Origin of the sequence: Sinimarinibacterium flocculans, assembly GCF_003201205.1 — a bacterium.
Classification (GTDB): Bacteria; Pseudomonadota; Gammaproteobacteria; order Nevskiales; family Nevskiaceae; genus Solimonas; species Solimonas flocculans.
Window position 1 is genome coordinate 247566 of sequence record NZ_QICN01000002.1, and the last position, 20451, is coordinate 268016.

A 20451-nucleotide genomic window follows, 5' to 3' on the forward strand; every position below is an offset into this window, starting at 1 on the left:
AGATCGCGACAGGGCTCAGATGGAGAACATCCCCGTCGATCAATCGGGTGCAGTTTCAGAAGCGGCTGTCGCTTTCGATCTGTCCGCCATGCTGCCCGCCTGCTGCGAGCTTCCGCCGTCACCGCGCCAGGGCCAGAGCATCGACTGAAGCTGGCTGAGGTTTGGGGAGAATCACGAGGCACGATTGACAACTTCACTTTCGGCGACGGCGTGCATCAGTACGACGGCGTGCATCAGTACTATGAGACAATCTGCGGCGGCGCCGGACCGGGCTTTGACGGCGCCAGGGCCGTGCACACGTACATGACCAACAACCGGCTGACCGATCCGGAAGTGCTGGAAACCGGCTTTCCGGTGCGCGTCGAACAGTTCGCGATCCGCAGCGCTCCGGCGGGCGCGGACGTCACCGTGGCGGCGATGGCGTCATCCGTCGCATCCGCTTTCTTGCGCCGATGACTGCAGCGATGCTGTCGAACCACCGCAGCACGACAGCGCCGGGGCTGGATGGCGGCGGTTACGGCGAGGCCGGGCCATGAAACATCTGCTGCTCGTCTGGCACAGCCAGTCCGGCCACACCCGGCAGCTCGCCGACGCTGCCGCCAGCGGTGCACGCGAATTTGCCGATGAGGTTGAGCTGCGGATGCGCAATGCCTTCGACGCGACGCTCGACGATCTGCTTTGGGCACACGGCCTGCTGCTCGGCACGCCGGAAAACTTCGGCTATATGTCGGGCGGCATGAAGGACTTCATGGACCGCACCTACTACCCGGCCGAGGGCAAGACCATCGGTCTGCCCTACGCCGTGTTCATCAGCTGCGACAACGACGGCAGCGGCACGGTGCGTGCGATCGAGCGCATCGCCACCGGCTACGGCTGGAAGGCCGTCGCCGAGCCGCTGATCAGCCGTGGTGGACTTGCGCCGGGTGCGCTGGATCAGGCGTGCGAACTCGGTCAGATGATGGCGGCGGGTCTGTCACTGAGCTTGTTCTGACCAGCGTCGGCCGCGCGGGCTGCCGCAGCTCACGGACCGCGGCGTGCTTGCGCGGCTGCAGGATCAGGCGCAGCTCGTCCTCGAACAAGGCAACGATGCGCGCCGGATCCTCGATCAGCGCGAGATCCGCGGAGATGCCGACGGTGACGCGGCCGTTGTAGCTGAACAAGCTGATGCCGACACCGATGCCGGCGGTCTGCGGCGGCCAGAACACCAGGTTGCCGAGTCGCGCGCCGGCAATCGTCAGCGCCTGCTGCGGTCCGGGCAGGTTCGAGACCACTGCGGCCGACTTGCCGGCGAGGTAGTTGACCAGCGATTTCTCCCAGGCGATCGGCAGGCGTCCGGCGGCGGCCAGACCGAGCAGCGTCGCACGGGCTTCCGGCGAGCGCTTCAGGCTCTGCATGCGCTGCGCGACCAGGCGCAGCCGCGTCTGCCAGTCGAGGGGCTCCATCGGCAGGTCGAGCAGCACCAGTCCGAAGCAGTTGCCGAGCTCGCCATCCACTGGCTTGCGCAGGTTCACCGGAATCGAGATCCGCAGATTTCGTGCATCCGCGCCGTCGGACTGCGCGTCCTTCAGATAGCGGCTGATGGCGCCGGCCAGCGCCGCGAGGAACAGGTCATTGACCTTGACCCCGAGTTTGCGCGCCCGTGCCTTGACCGGCGCCAGACGCAGCGCACCCGACCACGCCACCCGACGCTCGCCGCTGAGCGGCTGACGCAGGCACGACGGGTTGTCCTGCGGCAGGCGCAGCACGCGACGAAACGCCAAGGCAGTGTCACGTCCGTGGCGCAGCGGCACCGCCAGGTGCTCGCCCCAGCGTGCACGATCGCGGGCGATGCGGACCAGGTCCTGTATCGTACCGGCGGCCCGGTCGATGCGGGCAAACAGTCGACGCACCGCCAGCCGCGCCTCGGTCGCCGCATCCCGCGGCGGCTGCGCCGGCTCATCGGTACAGCGCATCAGCACGCCGATCAGGGCCATGCCGTCGGCAATCGCATGATGAGCACGGAACAGGACCGTCACCCGGCCCTCGTCGCGCATGAACACGATCAGCTGCCAGAGCGGATGACGCTGATCGAGGGCGCCGGCAACCTCGCGCGCGACTGCCGCGGTGATGCAGTGCTCGGGGCCGTCTTCGGTGAGATGGAAGATGCGCACGTGATACGCCAGCGACAGATCGGCGACATTGCACCAGACCGGCGGCTCGACGCTGCGGTCGACGCACTGGCGGAAGCGCGGATAGCCGACCAGGCGCTCGACCACGTGCTGCACCAGGCGCCGCACGTCGTCGACCCGGTCGAGTTCGAGCACCGCACTGACCACCATCGGATTGTTCGGCTCATCCATCTCGAGCCAGGCGCGGTCCACCGCGCTCATGCGTTCACCTCGCCCCGCTGCCGTCCTAGGCATTGTCTCCTCCACACCGTCTGGGCTGTCGTCGTCCTCATCACCGTACATCCGCACGATGACGGAACCTCGTTGCTGTCACGCCGGCGCCACCATCGGCACCAATGAATGCGGCGGCCAATGGCCGCCGCGGTTTTGCCACCGTGCTTCTGCGCTAGCGCACCGACCCCGGCGCAAAGCTGTAGCGGATACCGGCCTCGAAACGGTCATCATCGCCGCCCTGCAGGGCGGCCTGGATCGCCAGATTCGGATCGAGGCTGTAAAGACCGGCGACGCGCAGCGAGGTGAAGCCCTCGTCGAAGGCGTCGAAGTGCACGATCTCCGGGTTCAGCTCGAAGGCACGTGCGAAGCGCCAGCGCAGGCCGCCGCGCAGGCCGTAGCCGGTGTCGTCGTCACGCCCGGCATCGACGAACTCGATCGTCGCCGCGGCGGTCCAGTCGAGGTCGCGCTGCAGCGGCCCGAACACGCGGGCGCCAAGACTGGTCTGTTCGAGATCACCGGTGTCGACGTACTCGCCGATCAGCGCGAGCTGGCGATGCACCTGGCCGGAGCCGGCGATGCGAAAGCCGGAATCGTCGCTGCCTTTGATGTCGCGATCGACGAAACCGCCTTCGATGTAGTTGTAGCTGTGCGCCAGCGCGCCACCGGGCAATGCCAGCAAGGCAAACGCCGCGACCAGAGTCTTGCGGGTGCTAACCATCATGGAGTTCTTCGAGTTGTCGCACGACGCTGTGCAGGCCCCCATCATCCGCGCGGCGCCTGACTCGACTCTGAACATCGGCTGACAACGGCACAGAACGTGCTCGGCTTGGGCATAATTCCGGCCCGTTCAGAGCAGCCCGACATGACCCGCAACATCATCACCCGTCGATCGCCGATCCACGGCAACGGCGTTTTCGCCGCACGCGACCTGCCCAAGGGCCTGCGCGTCATCCAGTACCGCGGCACGCTGCGGCCGCATCACGAGATCGACCAGTGCTACGGGGGCGATACCGACAGCGGGCATACGTTCCTGTTCACGCTCAACGACGACTGGGTCATCGACGCCAACGTCGGCGGCAACAATGCACGCTGGATCAATCACAGCTGCGCACCGAACTGCGAGGCGGTGCTGCACGAGGACGACAACGGCGATCGCCGCAAGGATCGGGTCTTCATCGAGACCGCGCGCGCGATCCGCGCCGGCGAGGAGCTGACCTACGACTACGGCATCACCCTCGATGAAGCGCACACGCCCAGGCTCAAGAAGATCTGGGCCTGCCGCTGCGGCGCCCCGACCTGTACCGGGACGATGCTCAAGCCCAAGAGACGCCGCGCCGCCGCCTGAGCGCGGCGGGCCGGCGGCGCAGCCGCCGGAACGCTTGGCGGGAATCCCTCCCGCAGGGATATGCTGGCTGCCCCACGGCCCGGTGGTCGTTCATGTTCCGCATCCGCAAGATTCATGACGCCGTCTCGCCCGCGAACCGGGACGCCCTCGAACAGGTGCGGGCGATCATCCGCGCGCAGTTCCCGCGCGCCCGTGACGAGGATCTCGACAAGGTCGAGCAGCAACTGCGCGATCCGCTGCACTTCCGCTACCGGTCCATCCTGTTCGTCGTCGAGAACGCCCGCGGACTCGTCCGCGGCTTCGCGATGCTGCTGCATCTGACCGACCTCAACGTCGCGTTCCTCGAGCTGATCAGCGCCGCGCCGGAAACCACCGGCGGCGGCATCGGCGGCGTGCTCTACGAGGCCGTGCGCGAGGAGGTGGAAGCGCTCGGGCTGCACGCCCTGTTCTTCGAGTGCAGCGTCGACGATCCGAACGTGATCGTCGACCAGGTGCTGCTGCGACAGAACCAGAGCCGCCTGCGCTTCTACGAGCGCTACGACGCGCGCCCGATCCTGAACAACGCCTACGACAGTCCGGTATTTCCGGGCGACACCGACCTGTATTACCTGATGGTCGACCGCCTCGGCCGGCCGCAGCCGCTGCGGCGCGTGCTGCTGCGCAAGGTCGTATCGGCGATTCTCGAGCGCAAGTACGGCAAGCTGATCGCCGAGGCGGAGATCGCGCGCATCGCCCAGTCCTTTGCCGACGATCCGGCGCAGTTGCGCGCGCCGCAGTACGCGCGCCGCGCGACCGAACCGGTGCCGGTGCGCCGCACCGACGCCGACAAGGGCATCGCGCTGCTGGTCAACAGCGGCCACGACATCCACCACGTGCGCGACCGCGGTTACGTCGAGGTCCCGGTACGGATCCCGGCGATCCTCGACGAGTTGCAGAAGACACGGCTGTTCAGCCGCATCGAGCCGCGGCACACGCCGGACAGTCTGCTCAAGCGTGTGCACGCGCCGGACTACGTCGACTACCTGCGCGAAGCCTGCGAAAGTCTGGCGCCGAAGAAGTCGATCTATCCGATCATCTTTCCGGTGCGCAACCAGACGCGACCGCCACGCGATCTCGAGCTGCGTCTGGGCTACTACTGCACCGACACCTTCACGCCGCTGCACCGCAACGTCTGGCCGGCCGCGCGCGGCGCGGTGGACTGCGCGGTGACCGGTGCGCGCGTGCTCTTCGAGGGTTTCCACCTGGCGTATGCGCTGGTGCGCCCGCCCGGGCATCACGCCGAGCGCCGCGTGTTCGGCGGCTTCTGCTACCTGAACTCGGCCGCGGTCGCCGCCGCATACCTCAGCGGCTTCGGCCGGGTGGCGATCCTCGATCTGGATTTCCACCATGGCAACGGCACGCAGGACATCTTCTACGAGCGCGCCGACGTGCTGACCGTGTCCATTCACGGCGCACCGCCGGCCGCGTATCCGCACTTCGCCGGGTTCGCCGACGAGACCGGCGCCGGGGCCGGCGTCGGCGCCAACCTCAATCTGCCGCTGCCGGAACGGATCACCGCCGAGACCTACCGGCAGGCCTTGTCCCAGGCCCTGCGCCGCATCGGCGAGTTCGGCGCGAACTACCTGGTCATCGCGCTCGGCCTGGACACGGCCAAGGCCGACCCCACCGGCAGCTGGCCGCTGGCCGCAGCCGATTTCCGCAGCAACGGTCACCGCGTCGGCGCGCTGTCGCTGCCGACGCTGGTCGTGCAGGAAGGGGGCTACCGCACGCGCACACTGGGCATCAATGCGCGCGCCTTCTTCGAGGGTCTGTGGCAGGGCCATCATGCCCGCCTCTCGCACCCCGCACCGGAACAACCGGTGGCACCGTCCAGAACGAAAGAGCCCCGCCAGGGCGGGGCTCCGAAGACGACCGGCGTGTCCTAGGAACCTGGGCGGCAGAAACGCGCGCGGCTGCGGCTTCGCCATTTCGGCCATCTTCCGCGCGGCCTCTCGGCCAGTAGTCCCTGCTATTGGCCTCGAATCAACGCGAAACCTGCCTCGAAATGGCTTTGCCTCGCCTGCGCGGTTCCTACCGCCCAGGCTCCTAACGGACGACTTCGACGCGCCGGTTCTGCGCGAAGGCCCGCTCGTCGAGGCCCTGCACCGCCGGACGGCTCTCGCCGTAGCTCAGCGTCGACATCTGCATCTCGGCAACGCCGGCGGCAGCCAGCGCGTCGCGGACCGCCAGCGCGCGCCGTTCGCCGAGCGCCTGGTTGTACTCGCTGGTGCCGCGCTCGTCGGCGTGGCCTTCGAGGCGCACGGTCGCCGAGGGGTTGGCCGTCAGATAGCGCGCCCAGGCGGCGATCTTGTTGCGGCCACCGGCATCGATCATGTCGCTGTCGTAGGCGAAGTAGATGGTCGCGTCGTGGACACCGGCCGGCAGGCCGACGGCGGAGTTGCCCGCGCTCAGCGACACGCCGCCGTCGACCGGGGCGGGAGCGTAGGCGTTGCCGCCGCCGTAGGTCGCCTCCGCGGCGTCCTGACGATCACGGGTGCTGGCGCAGCCGCTCAGCGCGGCGCCGATGAGAAGTACGGAAAGAACGAGGCCTTTGTTAGCCATGAAACACTGCCTTTGCGAAGAGAGTTGGGGAGGGGGCCCGGAGGGCCGCGCATTAGATCACGCAGCCATGCCCGCGCCGCGCATCGGCACCACCGATATTTTTCGATTTATGCAGCACCGATCCATGCAGCCGTTCGATAGAACGGCGCGACGGCAGGAAACTCAATCCCCGCCCAGGACCGCAGCGTCGAGCCCGTAGCCGACGCCGTAGACGCTGCGCAGCGGATCGCGGTCGCCCAGCGCCTCACGCAGCTTGCGCCGCAGGTTCTTCACATGGCTGTCGATGTTGCGCTCGTAGCCGGCGAAGTCGGTCCCGCGTGCACGTTCGAGCAGCTGCGCGCGTGACCACACCCGCTGCGGTTGCTCGAGCATCGCACTGAGGATGCGGAACTCGATCGGCGTGAGGGCGACGTCCGTGCCGGCGACACGCAGGCTGTGCGCATCGCGGTCCAGTTCCAGCGGACCGAGCGCGATGCGACGACCGCCGGGCCCGGCCTGTGGCGCCAGGCGCCGGAGGATCGCCCGCGCCCGGGCGACCACCTCGCGCGGACTGAACGGCTTGCAGACGTAGTCGTCGGCGCCGAGTTCGAGCCCGAGCAGGCGGTCGATCTCGTCCACGCGCGCCGTGACCATCATGATCGCCGGCCCGCCGCCACCGGCGCGCAGCTCGCGGCACAGCGCCAGCCCGTCCTTGCCGGGCAACTGCAGGTCGAGCAGCAGCAGATCCACCGGCCGGCGCCGCAGTGCGGACAGCACCTCGTCGCCCCGGTGGAGCACCTCCACATCGAACCCCGCGTGCACGAAGTAATCGCGCAGCAAGGCGGCGAGCTTGGTTTCGTCCTCGACAACCAGGACACGTGGCGCGCTCATGTGCCCGCTCCTGCCGCCGGCAGTTCGACCCCGATGCACAGGCCGCCCCCGGCACTGGCGCGCGCCTCGATGCGCCCGCCGTGCGCCTCGACGATCGAGCGGCAGATCGCCAGCCCGAGGCCGGTACCTCCGCCGTCACGCGAGCGCGCCGACTCGACCCGGTACAGACGGTCGAACAGCCGCGGCAGCGCATCCGCAGGCACCCCCGGACCACCGTCGCAGACGCGAACCTCGACCCTGCCATCGGCCGCCGCGGTACTGATGCGGACCGGGGCGGACGGCTGCGCATGACGCAACACGTTGCCGAGCAGGTTGGCGAGCACCTGCTCGATGCGCTGAGCGTCCACGGAGGCCATCAACTCGCCCTCGGCGAGCTGGGCCTCCAAGGCAAAGCCGGCCTGCCGCAGCGGCGCGTCGAAACGGGCCACCGCCCCCAGTACCAGGGCATTGATGTCGCAGCGCTCGCGGGCGAGCGGCAGCCCGCCGGATTCGGCCAGCGACAGCAGGTGCAGGTCGTCGATCAGGCCGCCGAGACGCTGCACCTCCTGCTGCATCGACTGCAGCTGCGCCGGACCGGCCGGACGCACTCCGTCGAGCACGGCTTCGAGTTCGCCGCGCAGCACCGCCAGCGGCGTGCGCAGTTCGTGAGCGACGTCGGCCAGCCACTGACGCTGGTTGCGGTCGTAGCGTTCCAGCGCCGCCGCCAGCGCATTGAAGTCCGCCGCCAAGCGGTCGAACTCGTCGCCACGGTCCGCGTCCAGGCGCAGGCTGAACTCGCGCCGCGCCAGCGCCGCGGTGCCGACGGACAGCCGCCGCAGCGGCCGCAGCACCATCGCCGCGATCAGCGCCGCGAACAATGCTGCCAGCGGCAGGCCGATGGCGGCGGCACGCATCAGTGCCTCGGTCTGCCGCCTCCAGAACCCGACCTCGTCGGGCGCGATCCATTCCGGCAGCGGCGGGCGCGCGACGTAGCCGAGCGTGACGCCGTCGTCGACGATCGGCACCCGCAGGGCCTCGCCCGGCGGCAAGGGGACGCCGGCCACGGGGCGCAGATCGGCATCGAGCACCGTGAGCGGTGCGCGCAGCCGGCGTCGTCGACGCTCGGCGTCGGCCGGCGGTGGCGGCAGCAGGGCGCGCCGCCGCAACTCGCGCACCGACAGCGCGGCGAGCGCCAGGTCGCCGGTCTGCGCATGCTGGTCGGCGATCCGCTCGGCAACGTCCTCGAGCCGCTGACGTTCGTGCGCCTCGACATAGGCGGCGAAGCTCGTCGCCGTCTGCTGGCGCATCAGCAGCAGCACGCCGGACAGCAGCGCCGCGGCCGCCAGCAGTTGCACGGCAAACAGCTTCCAGAACAGCGGCAAGCCGCGTCGCGGCTTGCCGCCCTCACCCACCGTCGGCTCCGCCGCCGGTCCCCCCTCTCCCGCCACGCGGGCGAGGGTTGGGCGGTCGGCTTGCAGCCGCTTCGGGTTCTGGCGCATGGCCTCATCTTAGAGGGCGCTCGCTGCCACGGCAGCGACCTGCAGATTGTCCGCAGGCTTTCTCCACGGTTTCCCCACAATCGCCGCCTAGTCTGGACAGCGTGGCGGAAGCGCATGCGCGCTACCGCAACGTCCACCCGAAAAGGAGCCCCCCATGAAACCGATCAAACTCGTCGTCGCCGCGGTGCTGACCAGCGTCGCACTCGGCGCCACCGCGGTTCACGCCGCCGACACAGAGGGCCGCGACGGCCGGCGCATGCAGCGCATGCACGGTCCTTCCCTCGAACGCATGGTCTTCGGCAACGCGCTGGCCGCCGAGCTGGCGAAGCAGACCGGCCGTACCGCGGACGAAGTCCGCGAACTGTTCGCCGACGGCGGTCCGCGCGAAGCCGCCGAAACCCTGGGCCTGGATCGCGACGCGATGAAGGCCGCGATGGAGCAGGCACGCCAGGCCGTCATCGCGCAGGCCCTGGCGGCGCAGATGATCACGGCCGAGCAGGCCCAGACTCTCGCCGAGGCGAAGCCGCGTCATCTCGGAAAGAAGGGCCCGCGTCCCGACGCCGACACGGGTGAAGACGGCTGAATGCCTTCATCCGTCAGGCAACGAAAGCCCCGGCCGCAAGGCCGGCCCGCCGTTCAGGCAACAAAAAACCCCGGCTGCGAGGCCGGCCCGCCGTTCAAACAACAAAAAACCCCGGCCGCAAGGCCGGGGTTTCGGAATCCGAAATCTTGAGTGCGGCTTAGAGCGCGCGGATCTGCGCCGCCTGCAGGCCCTTGGGGCCACGGCGAACTTCGAACTGGACCTTCTGCCCTTCCTTCAGCGTCTTGAAGCCCGTCCCCTGGATCTCGCGGAAGTGCGCGAACAGGTCTTCACCGCCGCCTTCCGGCGTGATGAAGCCAAAGCCCTTCGCTTCGTTGAACCACTTCACCGTGCCCGTTGCAACATTCGACATACGACATTCCTTTAAAGCAGATTGAAATCGGGCAACCCCCGCCCGGTGGGTGCAAGCGAACAAGAAGCGGTCGGGGCCTCGCGCGACACCGCCCGCGGGCGGATCGATCTCACCCGCAATGAACGCTGCCTGAAACGGATGCGCGCATGACTCTACACCCTCCCAAGAGGGCTGTCGAATGTGCATTGCAGCGTAATTTTTCCTGCCTTTCCGGGGGGTTCCGGCGCATCTGCCGGTGCTGAGCCGGACCGCCGCGGAGCCCGGCGATTCGCTTGTTATCATCGCCGCCCCTCGCCGCCTGCCCGATTGCCGCTGCCATCATGTGGTTCCGAAACCTGACGATCTACCGCCTGCCTCCGGGCTGGTCCCGCACGCCCGGTGAACTCGAGGCGACGCTGACCGAATTTCCGCTGCAACCGTGCGCCGGCCTGACGCTGCAGACGCGCGGCTGGGTCCCGGTCAACGACGCCGGCCAGTTCGCCTACGGCCAGGAACAGCAGGTCCTGATCGCGATGGGCGCCGACGAGAAGCTGCTGCCGGCTTCGGTCGTCAACCAGGTCGCCGGCGAGCGCATCGCCCGGCTGGAGAGCGACAAGGGTTTCAAGCTGGGCCGCAAGGCCAAGCGCGAGATTCGCGAACAGATCGCCGTGGAACTGACGCCGCGGGCGTTCTCCCGCCGCACCGAGCTGCGCGGCTGGTTCGATTTCGCCGGCGGCTGGCTGGTGGTCGACACCGCGTCGGCCAACCGAGCCGACGAGTTCACGCAGACCCTGCGCGACGCCCTGGGCGAACTGCCGGTGACGCCCCTGCAGTCCGAGCCGTCGATGGACGCGCTGATGACCGGCTGGCTCGCGGCCCGGCAGGCGCCGGGGCCGTTCGAGCTCGACGACGAGGCCGAACTGACGACCGCCGACGAGAACAAGGCGACGGTGCGCTATCTGCGTCACGCCCTCGACGGCAAGGACATCGCCGGCCACCTGTCCAACGGCAAGATCGTCAAACGCCTCGCGCTAACCTGGAAGGACCGCATCAGCTTCGTCGTCGACGACAAGCTCCAGGTCCGCCGCTTCAAGGCACTGGATACCGAGCGCGTCCGCGAGGAGTCGGACGGCCTGCCGCCGGAGCAGCAGTTCGAGATCGACTTCGCGCTGTTCAGCGGTGAACTCGGCGCCCTGCTGAAAGACCTGGCGGCGGCGGTGAACGCCGCGCGCGACTAGGGCCTGTTAGCACTACAGCGGTCGCTGCGACGGAGGTCGTTTTGGCGCAGGGCAAGGCGCCAGACGCGACGCTTGGTCATTCCAAGCAAGCGGCTGGCAACGCCGCACTGCGCCAAAACGGCCCCGTCCCGAAGGGTTGCGCCCAAAATCGCGCTGGCCTGCGTTGCGCACCTTGGGCTTGGAACCACCAAGCACTGCGGCGCGCGCCTTGCCCAGCACGATTTTGGGCAGCAACGCAGCGATCGCCGTAGCGTTAACAGGCCCTAGCTCACTCCCTCAGGATATCGATGTCCGCCTCGGCTTCGACCGGCCCTTCCGAATTGGCGGTTGCGGCCTCGATCGTCGCCCGGCCCTCGGCACCGGCGACTGCGCTGACCTCGCCGGCATCGACGCCTTCGATGACGACCGTCGCAAGGTCCCGGTTGAGGCTGGTCCAGACAACTTCGCGCCGGACCGGACGTTCGAAGCCGTCGTCGAACAGGCCGTAGGCCTGCAGGGCCAGCGTGTCGGGGTAGCGCAGGCTGCTGCGCGCGGGATCGACGCGCAACGACAGGATCTCGCTGTCGATGAAACGATACACCCGGGTCAGCGCCTCCAGATCGAGCGGCTTGTAGCGCAGGCGGTATTGCACGTCGCGGTCGGCGCGCGCGCTGCCGACGACCAGATACTCGTCGACGGCGACGCTCGCATCGTCGTCGTCGCCCAGCACCTGGTCGATCTCGACCTGCGCCGATACGTTCTGCGGCGGCGCCCCGGCATCGGCAAAGACGGTCTCGACGCGGATCTCGTCGGTGTAGCCCAGCGGCACGGCCAGCGACTGCGGTTGCTCGTAGCTCAGGCGCAGGCCGGTGACGGCGCCGAGCTGCAGCTCGCGCACGGCGCTGCGGGCGCAGGTGAACAGGCGCGCCTCGAGCAGGAAGGGGCGGTCGAGCGGGTCGCCGGCGACGCTGACGGTCGACGTGTCGATCAGCGCGGTCGGCGCGCCGGCGGTCGGCAGGCTCCAGACGGCGGAAGCGCTCAGATCCTGGGCCGGCTCGTCGTCCTCGAAGGTCACCTCGAGCGCGAAGGCCTGCGTCGAATCCGGCGCCATTCGCGTCAGCGCCGGCGTGATCGTCAGATCGCCGATGGGGTCGGCCGTCACGCTGAACTCGTCGTACAGGCCGATGTAGTCGGCGCGGATGACGGCCGTGCCGACGCTGCGGGCGATCACCGTGCCGGCCGGAAAGACGCTGCCGGGTTCGGCGCGGATGTCGCCGTTGCTGACGTCGATCACGCCCGGGTTGCTCGACCGCCAGACGACACGTCCGGTGACGTCGCCCTCGTTGGCGTTCTCGCCATCGAACTGCGCGGTCGCGTACAGCTGGAATGCCGCGCATTCGTAGGTGCGATAGAACTCGTCGTCGCCGACCAGGCTGATCTTCACGCCGGTGGGCGCGGTCCCGCCGCCGACGTCGAAGTTGAAATCGCAGGCGCCGACCAGCGCCGCCGCCACGAGGGCGGCGGCTCGCGGGCAGGAGTCCCTCATTGCGGGAACAGCAGTACGCGGTTGTTGTTGCGGTCAGACACGTAGAGCACGCCGTTGTAGATGAACGCGCCGCTGGCACCACTGACCGTCCCCGCGCTGGGCGTATCGTCGACCACGCCGTCCTGGTCCTCGTCATTGGCGGTTGCCGCCGAGAACGAGTCCTGGTTCTGGCCGAACACCCGGCTGGCCTGCACGCCGTTGGCGATCGGGAACGAGTCGAACTGCAACACGCGGTTGTTGCCCGAGTCGGCGACGTAGATGCGCGTGCCATCGGCACTGATGCCGAACGGCGTGCGCAGCGTCGATGCCGAGGTGCCGGGGCTGGAGCGGCTGAAATCGCTCTGGCCGATGACGTAGTCCGCCTCGGCGCCGATCTCCTGCGGGAACAGCGACCACGCGAGGATGCGGTGGTTGCCGGAATCCGCGACCAGCAGACGGAACCCGTCGCTCCACACCGATGCCGGGCGGTTCATCTCCTCGGCCTCGTCGTCGGCGACGCGCGTGACGAAATCCGGCTGCCCGAGCACGATGTCCGCGGCAGCGCCGTTGGTCGTCGGCAGCGAGTTCCAGACCAGCACACGGTTGTTGTTCTGGTCGGCGACCAGCAGCCGGCCGTTGGCGATCACCGCCGAGGTCGGGAACGCCAGACGCGTCTGCGAGGTGCCGGAGCCGCTGCCGTCGAAGGCGCTCTGACCGACGACGATGTCCGGTACGGCCCCCGTCTGCGTGGGCACGCTGTTCCAGATCAGCACGCGGTTGTTGCCGGAGTCGGCGACCACCAGGCGGCCTTCGCCGATGAACACGGAGGCCGGCAGGGCCATGCGGCTGCGACCGGTGGCACCGACGTTGCTGGTGAAGTCCGCCTGCCCGAGCACGATGTCGGCGGCCACGCCGTCGGTGGACGGAATCGCGCTGTAGCCCAGCACGCGGTTGTTGGCCGTGTCGGCGACAAACAGCCGCGTGCCGTCGGTGGCGACGTTGCCGAGCGGCTGCGCCAGCGTGCCCGCACCGGCGCCACCGCCGCGATTGGGGCTGGCGCCGAGAAAGTCGGACTGGCCGACGACGGCGAAGGCTTCGATCAGGTCGAGATCGTCGTCGCCATCGTTGTCGCTGCTGCAGGCGGCCAGCATCGACGCAGCGATCATGGCGGCGGCCACGGCGGCGCGCTGCAGGCGGCGTGTGGTTTCCGGGTACGCGGGCGCGGCCGGTACGGGCATGCGGGTTCTCCGTTCGGGTGATCGCTGGCAATTGCCAGCGCGAAGAAGCTTGGCGCAGACCCGCCCTTCAATCTGAATCGATGTGTAACCGTTCGTAACCGTTGTCGCGATCGGCGTGCAGCGGCAGGCGCAGTTCGATCGCGAATGCCTGCCCGTCTTCGCGTGGGCACAGGCGCAGATCACCGCCGTGCAGGTCCGCGACCCGCTGCACGATCGCCAGCCCCAGACCGCAACCTCCGGGGCTGCGCGCCTCGCTGCCGCGCGCGAACGGCCGCAGCAGGCGCGGCCACTGCGCCGCCTCGATGCCCTCGCCGCTGTCGGCCACGGACAGCACGGCATGCGCGTCATCGACCCGCGTGCTCACCACGACCGGTGCCGCGCCATGCACACGCGCGTTGTCGACCAGATTGCGCAGCGCGCGACGCAGCGCGCCCACGCGCAGCGGCAGCGCCTGCGGCGCGTCGAGCACCAACCGCGTCTGCGCGTCGCCGCGACCGAGCAGGGCGTGCACGACGGCATCGAGGCTCGCGTCCTGCAGCGGCTCGTCCTGACCGTCGCGCGCGAAATCGATGCACTGGCCGACGATGTGGTCGATCTCGCGGATGTCGCGCAGGGTGTCGTCCCAGCGACCGCCCTCCGCGTTGCGCAGCTCTATCGCCGCCTGGATGCGCGCGAGCGGCGAACGCAGGTCATGCGACAGGCCGGCCAGCATCAGCTCGCGTTCCTGCAGGTTGCTGCGCAACTGGCGGCCGAGCCGGTGCAGCGACTGCCCGATGGTCTTGAGTTCGCTGGGCCCCGAGAACGCCCAGACCGGCGGCGTGGCCCCGCGCTCGATGTCGCCGATCGCGGCCAGCAGGGCACGCAGCGGCCGGCGCAGCGCGACCGACGCCAGCAATACCGCGCAGCCGACCACCAGGCACAGGCTCACCAGGTTGATCCACATGAAGTGCCGGCGCACCGCCTGGACGTTTTCGCGATGCGCCTGGCCGAAGGGTCCGCCGAGCACAGGGCGGTCGACCTGCAGGCCGAACAGGCCGGCCCCGGGCCGCCGCCGCACGTCCATCCCCGGCGCGCGCCCGGCGGTGTCCGCCGGTTCCGGTTCCGCTTCCGGCCCCGCCGCCGCACCTCCGGTGCCGAACGCGGCCGGTACGGGCGGCGGCGGCAGCGCTCCCGTCGGCGCCTGCACGCGGGTGCCGGGCGGCCCCGGGACCACCGGCTCGACGCAGGGCTTGTCGCGGCTCGGCCGCTCGCCGGGTTCGCACAGCCGCAGGTTGAACAGCACCACGTCCGGCGGCGGGAAGAAGCGCAGCAGCAGCAGGCTGAACGACGGCGTCAGCAGGATCGCTGCGGCGACCAGCAAGCCTGCCAGCAAGCGCAGACTCACGAGCCCGCTCTCCGTGACGAAGGCGCGAGATCAGGATGTCGATGCTGCGCGAGAACACGTCGCCGCGCCGGCCGGAGGTCAGGCTCATCAGCTCGTCGCGGCTGAGCACGCGGCGCGCATGCGTCACCAGCACTTCCAGCAGCTGGTACTCGCCGGTCGTGATCCGCACCGGCTCACCGTCGCGGCTGAGCGTGCGGCTCCACAGATCGAGTTCGAACGTGCCGATGCCCACACGCCGACGCGACGCCGGCCCCGCATCCTGCGGGGCGCGCCCGACACGGCGCAGCACCGAGAAGATGCGTGCGACCAGTTCGCGCAGGTTGCAGGGCTTGGCGACGTAGTCGTCGGCGCCGACCTCGAGCCCGACGATGCGGTCCACGTCGTCGCCCTTGGCGGAGAGCATGATCACCGGCACGCCGCTGCGCAGCTCGCGCAGGCCGCGGCACAGGCTGATGCCGTCCTCGTCCGGCAGCATCAGATCGAGCACGATCAGGTCGTAGCGGCTGCGCTGCAGGCAGCGGCGCGCAGCCGCGGCCGTGCCGGCACCATCGCTGTCGATCCCGTGACGTCCCAGAAACTCGCCGACCATCTGTCGCAGGCGCAAATCGTCGTCGACCAGCAGAACCTTGGCTTTCATCGTGTATGGCTTCGTATCGGCATGCCCCGGATCGCCGGGGCTGCGATCCACAGGCGCTCGGACCACACGGTTTGCGTCTCGTTCCCGATCGAAACAATTGGATACACCTCGGCACGCTCCGGAGAGGACTTGCGCCGGGTTGCGCCGCAGCATCGCCGGACTTTTTTTCACTACCCGGGTCTCACGATGCGCCGTCCATTGCCGCCTGCCCTGCTCACCTGCCTGCCCCTGCTGGGCGCCTGCGAGGGACACCTGACGCTTGATCTCGCCGCCTCGCCCGCCGACGACATCGCCCGCGTGGAGATCGCCCTGTCGACCATCGAGCTGCTCGGCAGCGACGGCGGGACGACGCGGATCGACCCGGTCGACGAGGCGGCCTTCAACCTGCTCGCCTACACCGGCGACGACACCCGGCGCATCGCCGATGCCGACGGCGACGTCTCCGGCCGCTTCGTCGGCCTGCGCCTACGTTTCGACGACGAGGATGCTTACGTACGGACCGCGAGCGGCGCAAGTGTGCCGCTCGAACTGCTCTCGGCCGGCGAGTACGCCGATCTCGAACTCGACCTCGACGACACCGACTCCGTTGCCCTCGTGGCCGCCGTCGACCTGCGTTTCTCGCTGATCGACCGCGTGGCGGATCTCGGCGTCTGGCAGCTGGTGCCGGTCACGCGCGTGGTCAAGGCCGACGGCTGGGGCACCATCGCCGGCACCGTCGACGCCGATGCCCTCGGCGACGGCGACTGCCGGGACGGTCGCAGCGTCGGCCGCGGTGTTGCGGTCTACGTCTATCCGGGTCTCGACGTCGTTCCCACCGACTACCACGACAGCGGCAGCGTGGTGAACCTCGACCAGCCGGTGGCATCGGCGCCGGTGGCGCAGGACAGCAGCGGCCTGTGGCGTTACACCATCAACTACCTGGCGCCCGGCTACTACACCGTCGCCTGGACCTGCGAGGGCGATGCCGAGCACCCGCGCGAGGACGACGACCTCGTGTTCCAGGCCCGCGCCAATGCGCTGGTCGCCGCAGCGGCCACGACACCGGTGGACTTCTGACGCCGGATCATGCACTGCATGAATGCAGAACCATGCAGAACTATGAATGGAATGATGGCATCGGCGCGCGTAGGGTGTGCGCACCCGATCGTCGCGGATGCCCGTCATGGATTTTTCGCCCAGCCCCCGCTGCCAGGAGTATCTGAAGCGCGTGCGCGCCTTCGTGCGCGAGCGCATCGAACCCGTCGAAACCGCACTGCTGGCACAGCGACACGCCCAATCGCGCAACCCGGACTGGACGCAGTGGCGCTGCGCACCCGAGGTCGAGGCCCTCAAGGCACAGGCACGCGCCGAGGGACTCTGGAACCTGTTCCTGCCGGACGCCGGGCTCGGGGCCGGACTGTCGAACGTCGACTACGCGCCGCTGGCCGAGGAGATGGGGCGCAGCTTCATCGCCGCCGAGGTGTTCAACTGCAACGCCCCGGACACCGGCAACATGGAGGTGTTGTGGAAGTACGGTAGCGAGGAACAGAAAGCGCGCTGGCTCACGCCGCTGCTCGCCGGCGAGATCCGCTCCGCCTTCTGCATGACCGAGCCCGATGTCGCCTCCAGCGACGCGACCAACATGCAGGCGACGGCCATCGCCGACGGCGACGACATCATCGTCAACGGCCGCAAGTGGTGGTCGACCGGCATCGGCCACCCGAACTGCCGCTTCGCCATCTTCATGGGCCTGTCGGATCCGCAGGCACACCGGCATCAGCAGCACAGCATGGTCATCGTGCCGCTCGACACGCCGGGCGTGAGCATCCGCCGCATGCTGCCGGTGATGGGCGAGTACGACGCGCCCTACGGCCACGGCGAAGTCTGGTTCGACGATGTCCGCGTCCCGCGAAGCAACCTGATCAAGGGCATCGGCAAGGGCTTCGAGATCGCCCAGGGACGTCTGGGTCCCGGGCGCATCCACCACTGCATGCGCAGCATCGGCGCCGCCGAACGCACACTGGAACTGCTGATCACCCGCGGCGCGAGCCGCGTGGCCTTCGGCAAGCCGCTGATCAACCTCGGCGGCAACCGCGAGCGCATCGCCGAGCTGCGCATCGCCATCGACCAGGCGCGGCTGCTGACGCTGTACGCGGCGTGGAAGATCGACAAGGCCGGCGCGCTCGCGTCGATGACCGAAATCTCCGCCATCAAGGTCGTCGCACCGAACGTGCTCGAACAGGTCGTCAGCGAGGCGATCCAGATCCACGGCGCCGCCGGGCTCTCGGACGACGTGCCGCTGGTCGCGATCCTCGGCGGCGCGCGCGCACTGCGCCTCGCCGACGGGCCGGATGCGGTGCATCGCGGCGTGATCGCGCGCATGGAACTGGGCAAGTACGCCAAGCTCATGGCGCAGCACAGGAACGGGCGCGGCGAATGAGCGCGCAACGCATCTTCATCACCGGCGGCGCCTCCGGTCTCGGCCGCGCGCTCGCCGAGTGCTACGCACGGGCCGGCTGGCGCGTGTGCGTCGGCGACATCGACGATGCCGCCGGAAGCGAGACCGCAGGCGCGCTCGCGCAGCTTGGCGGCGATGCGCACTACCTGCATTGCGACGTCACACGGGACGCCGATTTCGAGGCTGCCGCCGCGTGGCTGCGCGAGCACTGGGGCGGCGTCGACGTCGTCGTCAACAATGCCGGCGTCGCCGCGGCCGGCGGCATCGCCGAGATGCCCATGCAGGACTGGTTGTGGAGCGTGGACATCAACCTGCTCGGCGTCGTGCGCGGCTGTCGCACCTTCACGCCGCTGCTGCGCGCCCAGGGCGGCGGACACCTGGTCAACATCGCGTCGATGGCCGGGCTGATCCACGCGCCCATGATGGCCGCGTACAACGCGACCAAGGCGGGCGTCGTCGCCCTGTCGGAAACGCTGAAGATCGAGCTCGCGCCCGACCGCATCGACGTGTCGGTCGTATGCCCCGGCTTCTTCCGCACCGGCATCGCGCGGAACATGCGGGCCACCGGAGCCGACGTGAAGCACATCACCCACAAGCTGGTCGACCGCGCGAAGACCGGCGCCGACGAGACCGCCCGGCAGATCTTCGACGGCGTGGCCCGCGGCGACTTCCACATCCTGACGCATGCGGACGGCCGCATGGCCTGGCGCATCAAGCGTCACGCGCCGTACCGCTGGTACGCAGCGCTGATGGCGCGTCAGACCCGCGGCATGATGCGGCCGCGCGGCGCGGGAACCGGCGCGTGATCGGGGCACGGCTCGATCACTGGCTCTACCGCGGTGGCGCCGCGAGCCGCACCGGCGGTGCCGGCGATGCGATGCGAATCCTGCCGACGCCGCAGGGGCCGGTGCGCGCACTCGACTCCGGCGGCCATGGTCCGGTGCTGCTGTTCGCCCCGGACGGCCCCTGCGTGATCGAGCACTACGCGGCGCTGGTCGCGGCGTTGCGCACGGATTTCCGCGTCGTCGTCTTCGACCTGCCGGGCTTCGGCATGAGTGCCCCGACGGCGGGCTACGCGCACCGGCTCGAACAGGGCGCCGCCGTGATCCTCGGCGTGCTCGACGCGCTCAGCATTGCGCGGGCCACGCTGTGCTTCTCCTGCGTCAACGGCTTCTATGCGATGGCCGCGGCGGCGAAGGCCCCGGCGCGCGTCGAGCGCCTGATCCTGGCGCAGACCCCCGGCGTCGCCGCGATGCAGGCCTGGACGGCGCGCATGATTCCGCGCCCGCTGCGCGTGCCGGGGCTCGGCCAGGCGATCAACTTCTTCAGCCGGCGCAAGCTCGCGCGCATCTGGTATCGCACGGCCCTGCCGAAGGGTGCCGACACCGGGCTGTTCGACGCCCCGGCCCAGGCGACCCTCGACCACGGCGGCTGCTTCTGCCTCGCCGGCGTCGTCCAGGGCATGGCGCCGACGCCGGTGGACCATCCGCTGCTGCAGCCACGCGACGTGCCGGTCACGCTGCTCTGGGGCGGCGCCGATTTTTCGCACAAGTACACCGACCCGGACTCGCTGCTCCCGCACCTGCCGCAGGCGCGCATCCTGCGCTTCGATGCGATCGGTCATTTCCCGGACCTCGAGCAGCCGGACACCTACGCCGCCGTCGTGCGCGAGGCGCTGCACGGCACCACATCCTGACGACATCCATGGGCGCCATCCTCCTGATCCGTCACGGCCAGGCCTCGTTCGGGGCCGGCGACTACGACCAGCTTTCGGACACCGGTTTCTCGCAGTCGCGTCTGCTCGGCAACAGCCTGAAGGCGCGCGCACCGAAGATCGACCTGGTGCTCGGCGGCGGCATGCGCCGGCATCGCCAGACCGCCGAGACCGCGCTCGCCGCCATGGGCGTGGACATCGCCGTGGAGGATGATCCGGGCTGGGCCGAGTACGACCATGTCGCCGTCATCGCGGCGCACCGCCCAGAATGGGCCGACCAGACGCGGATGAAGATGGAGCTGGCGCGGCTGCCGAATCCGCGCCGGGCGTTCCAGCAGGAGTTCGAACAGGCGACCGCGCGATGGATCGGCGGCCTGCACAACGACGACTATCCGGAAAGCTGGGCCGGCTTCTGCGCGCGTGTGCAACAGGCGCTGCAGCGGCTGCATGCGCGACTCGGCAAGTCGCAGACCGCACTGGTGTTCACCTCGGGCGGGCCGATCAGCGCGGTGGCACAGCGTCTGCTGCACCTGCCGGAAGCGAACACGCTGCGCGTCAACTGGACGCTCGCCAATGCCGCGATCACCAAGCTGATCTATTCCGAGCGCGCGCTGTACCTGTCCACGCTCAACGACCATGCGCACTTCGAAGGTCTGCGCGCCGATCTCATCACCTACCGATAAACCCACCCA

Annotated in this window: 19 protein-coding genes and 2 pseudogenes; 11 read left to right on the plus strand and 10 right to left on the minus strand. The window is 69.3% G+C overall.

Features of this window, described 5'->3' with window-relative positions; genetic code table 11:
* Positions 1-159: 159 nt before the first annotated feature.
* Together C8D93_RS21075 and C8D93_RS04830 are read left to right on the plus strand one after the other, a co-directional pair.
* Positions 160-530, plus strand: a pseudogene (locus C8D93_RS21075) (hydantoinase B/oxoprolinase family protein); the annotation flags it as partial.
* A gap of 2 nt (positions 531-532) precedes the next feature.
* Positions 533-991 (plus strand): flavodoxin family protein, encoded by a 459-nt coding sequence (locus C8D93_RS04830; RefSeq protein ID WP_110264033.1) that lies wholly within the window; start codon positions 533-535, stop codon positions 989-991.
* Here C8D93_RS04830 and C8D93_RS04835 read toward each other — a convergent pair.
* Positions 900-2369 (minus strand): WS/DGAT domain-containing protein, encoded by a 1470-nt coding sequence (locus C8D93_RS04835; protein ID WP_170123910.1) that lies wholly within the window; start codon positions 2367-2369, stop codon positions 900-902. The two genes, C8D93_RS04830 and C8D93_RS04835, sit on opposite strands and share 92 nt — an antisense overlap.
* 184 nt (positions 2370-2553) lie before the next feature.
* Entirely contained in the window at positions 2554-3102 is a 549-nt protein-coding gene (locus C8D93_RS04840; protein ID WP_146216511.1) for a hypothetical protein, read from the minus strand.
* 141 nt (positions 3103-3243) lie between these two features.
* Here C8D93_RS04840 and C8D93_RS04845 point away from each other — a divergent pair, with 141 nt between their 5' ends.
* Positions 3244-3726, plus strand: coding sequence for an SET domain-containing protein (locus C8D93_RS04845; protein ID WP_110264036.1), 483 nt, complete (start codon positions 3244-3246; stop codon positions 3724-3726).
* A 92-nt stretch (positions 3727-3818) separates the two neighbouring features.
* Entirely contained in the window at positions 3819-5651 is a 1833-nt protein-coding gene (locus C8D93_RS04850; protein ID WP_110264037.1) for a GNAT family N-acetyltransferase, read from the plus strand.
* Between the two features lie 160 nt (positions 5652-5811).
* On the opposite strand, the gene C8D93_RS04855 is transcribed toward C8D93_RS04850, so the two are convergent.
* From C8D93_RS04855 to C8D93_RS04865, 3 genes are all read right to left on the minus strand, one after another.
* Positions 5812-6327: an OmpA family protein gene (locus C8D93_RS04855; protein WP_110264038.1), complete on the minus strand. Its 516-nt coding sequence runs from the start codon at positions 6325-6327 to the stop codon at positions 5812-5814.
* Positions 6328-6489: 162 nt separating this feature from the next.
* Positions 6490-7197: a response regulator gene (locus tag C8D93_RS04860; protein WP_110264039.1), complete on the minus strand. Its 708-nt coding sequence runs from the start codon at positions 7195-7197 to the stop codon at positions 6490-6492.
* Positions 7194-8675, minus strand: coding sequence for an ATP-binding protein (locus tag C8D93_RS04865; RefSeq protein ID WP_110264040.1), 1482 nt, complete (start codon positions 8673-8675; stop codon positions 7194-7196). The genes C8D93_RS04860 and C8D93_RS04865 overlap by 4 nt, the downstream gene beginning before the upstream one ends.
* Positions 8676-8829: 154 nt before the next feature.
* Between C8D93_RS04865 and C8D93_RS04870 the strand changes: the two genes are divergently transcribed.
* Entirely contained in the window at positions 8830-9258 is a 429-nt protein-coding gene (locus C8D93_RS04870; RefSeq protein WP_110264041.1) for a hypothetical protein, read from the plus strand.
* 157 nt (positions 9259-9415) lie between these two features.
* Here the strand turns inward: C8D93_RS04870 and C8D93_RS04875 are convergent, their stop codons facing one another.
* Entirely contained in the window at positions 9416-9628 is a 213-nt protein-coding gene (locus C8D93_RS04875) for a cold-shock protein (protein ID WP_110264042.1), read from the minus strand.
* A gap of 320 nt (positions 9629-9948) precedes the next feature.
* Between C8D93_RS04875 and C8D93_RS04880 the strand changes: the two genes are divergently transcribed.
* Positions 9949-10845 (plus strand): recombination-associated protein RdgC, encoded by an 897-nt coding sequence (locus tag C8D93_RS04880; protein WP_110264043.1) that lies wholly within the window; start codon positions 9949-9951, stop codon positions 10843-10845.
* A gap of 268 nt (positions 10846-11113) precedes the next feature.
* On the opposite strand, the gene C8D93_RS04885 is transcribed toward C8D93_RS04880, so the two are convergent.
* The 4 genes and pseudogenes from C8D93_RS04885 to C8D93_RS21085 form a co-directional block, all read right to left on the minus strand.
* Complete coding sequence (locus tag C8D93_RS04885; protein ID WP_110264044.1) at positions 11114-12370, minus strand: Ig-like domain-containing protein; 1257 nt, start codon at positions 12368-12370, stop codon at positions 11114-11116.
* Complete coding sequence (locus tag C8D93_RS04890; protein WP_110264045.1) at positions 12367-13587, minus strand: NHL repeat-containing protein; 1221 nt, start codon at positions 13585-13587, stop codon at positions 12367-12369. The genes C8D93_RS04885 and C8D93_RS04890 overlap by 4 nt, the downstream gene beginning before the upstream one ends.
* 67 nt (positions 13588-13654) lie before the next feature.
* Complete coding sequence (locus C8D93_RS21080; RefSeq protein WP_110264046.1) at positions 13655-14971, minus strand: ATP-binding protein; 1317 nt, start codon at positions 14969-14971, stop codon at positions 13655-13657.
* A 73-nt stretch (positions 14972-15044) separates the two neighbouring features.
* Positions 15045-15761, minus strand: a pseudogene (locus tag C8D93_RS21085) (response regulator); the annotation flags it as partial.
* A gap of 33 nt (positions 15762-15794) precedes the next feature.
* On the opposite strand from C8D93_RS21085, the gene C8D93_RS04905 reads away from it, so the two are divergent.
* From C8D93_RS04905 to C8D93_RS04925, 5 genes are all read left to right on the plus strand, one after another.
* Entirely contained in the window at positions 15795-16664 is an 870-nt protein-coding gene (locus C8D93_RS04905; protein ID WP_170123912.1) for a DUF4382 domain-containing protein, read from the plus strand.
* Between the two features lie 106 nt (positions 16665-16770).
* Positions 16771-18027, plus strand: coding sequence for an acyl-CoA dehydrogenase family protein (locus C8D93_RS04910; RefSeq protein ID WP_110264354.1), 1257 nt, complete (start codon positions 16771-16773; stop codon positions 18025-18027).
* Positions 18024-18851: an SDR family oxidoreductase gene (locus C8D93_RS04915; RefSeq protein ID WP_110264048.1), complete on the plus strand. Its 828-nt coding sequence runs from the start codon at positions 18024-18026 to the stop codon at positions 18849-18851. Before C8D93_RS04910 ends, C8D93_RS04915 begins: the two co-directional genes overlap by 4 nt.
* Positions 18848-19741 (plus strand): alpha/beta fold hydrolase, encoded by an 894-nt coding sequence (locus C8D93_RS04920; RefSeq protein ID WP_211307208.1) that lies wholly within the window; start codon positions 18848-18850, stop codon positions 19739-19741. The genes C8D93_RS04915 and C8D93_RS04920 overlap by 4 nt, the downstream gene beginning before the upstream one ends.
* A gap of 8 nt (positions 19742-19749) precedes the next feature.
* Positions 19750-20442, plus strand: a complete 693-nt coding sequence (locus tag C8D93_RS04925) for a histidine phosphatase family protein (RefSeq protein WP_110264049.1) — start codon at positions 19750-19752, stop codon at positions 20440-20442.
* Positions 20443-20451: the final 9 nt, after the last annotated feature.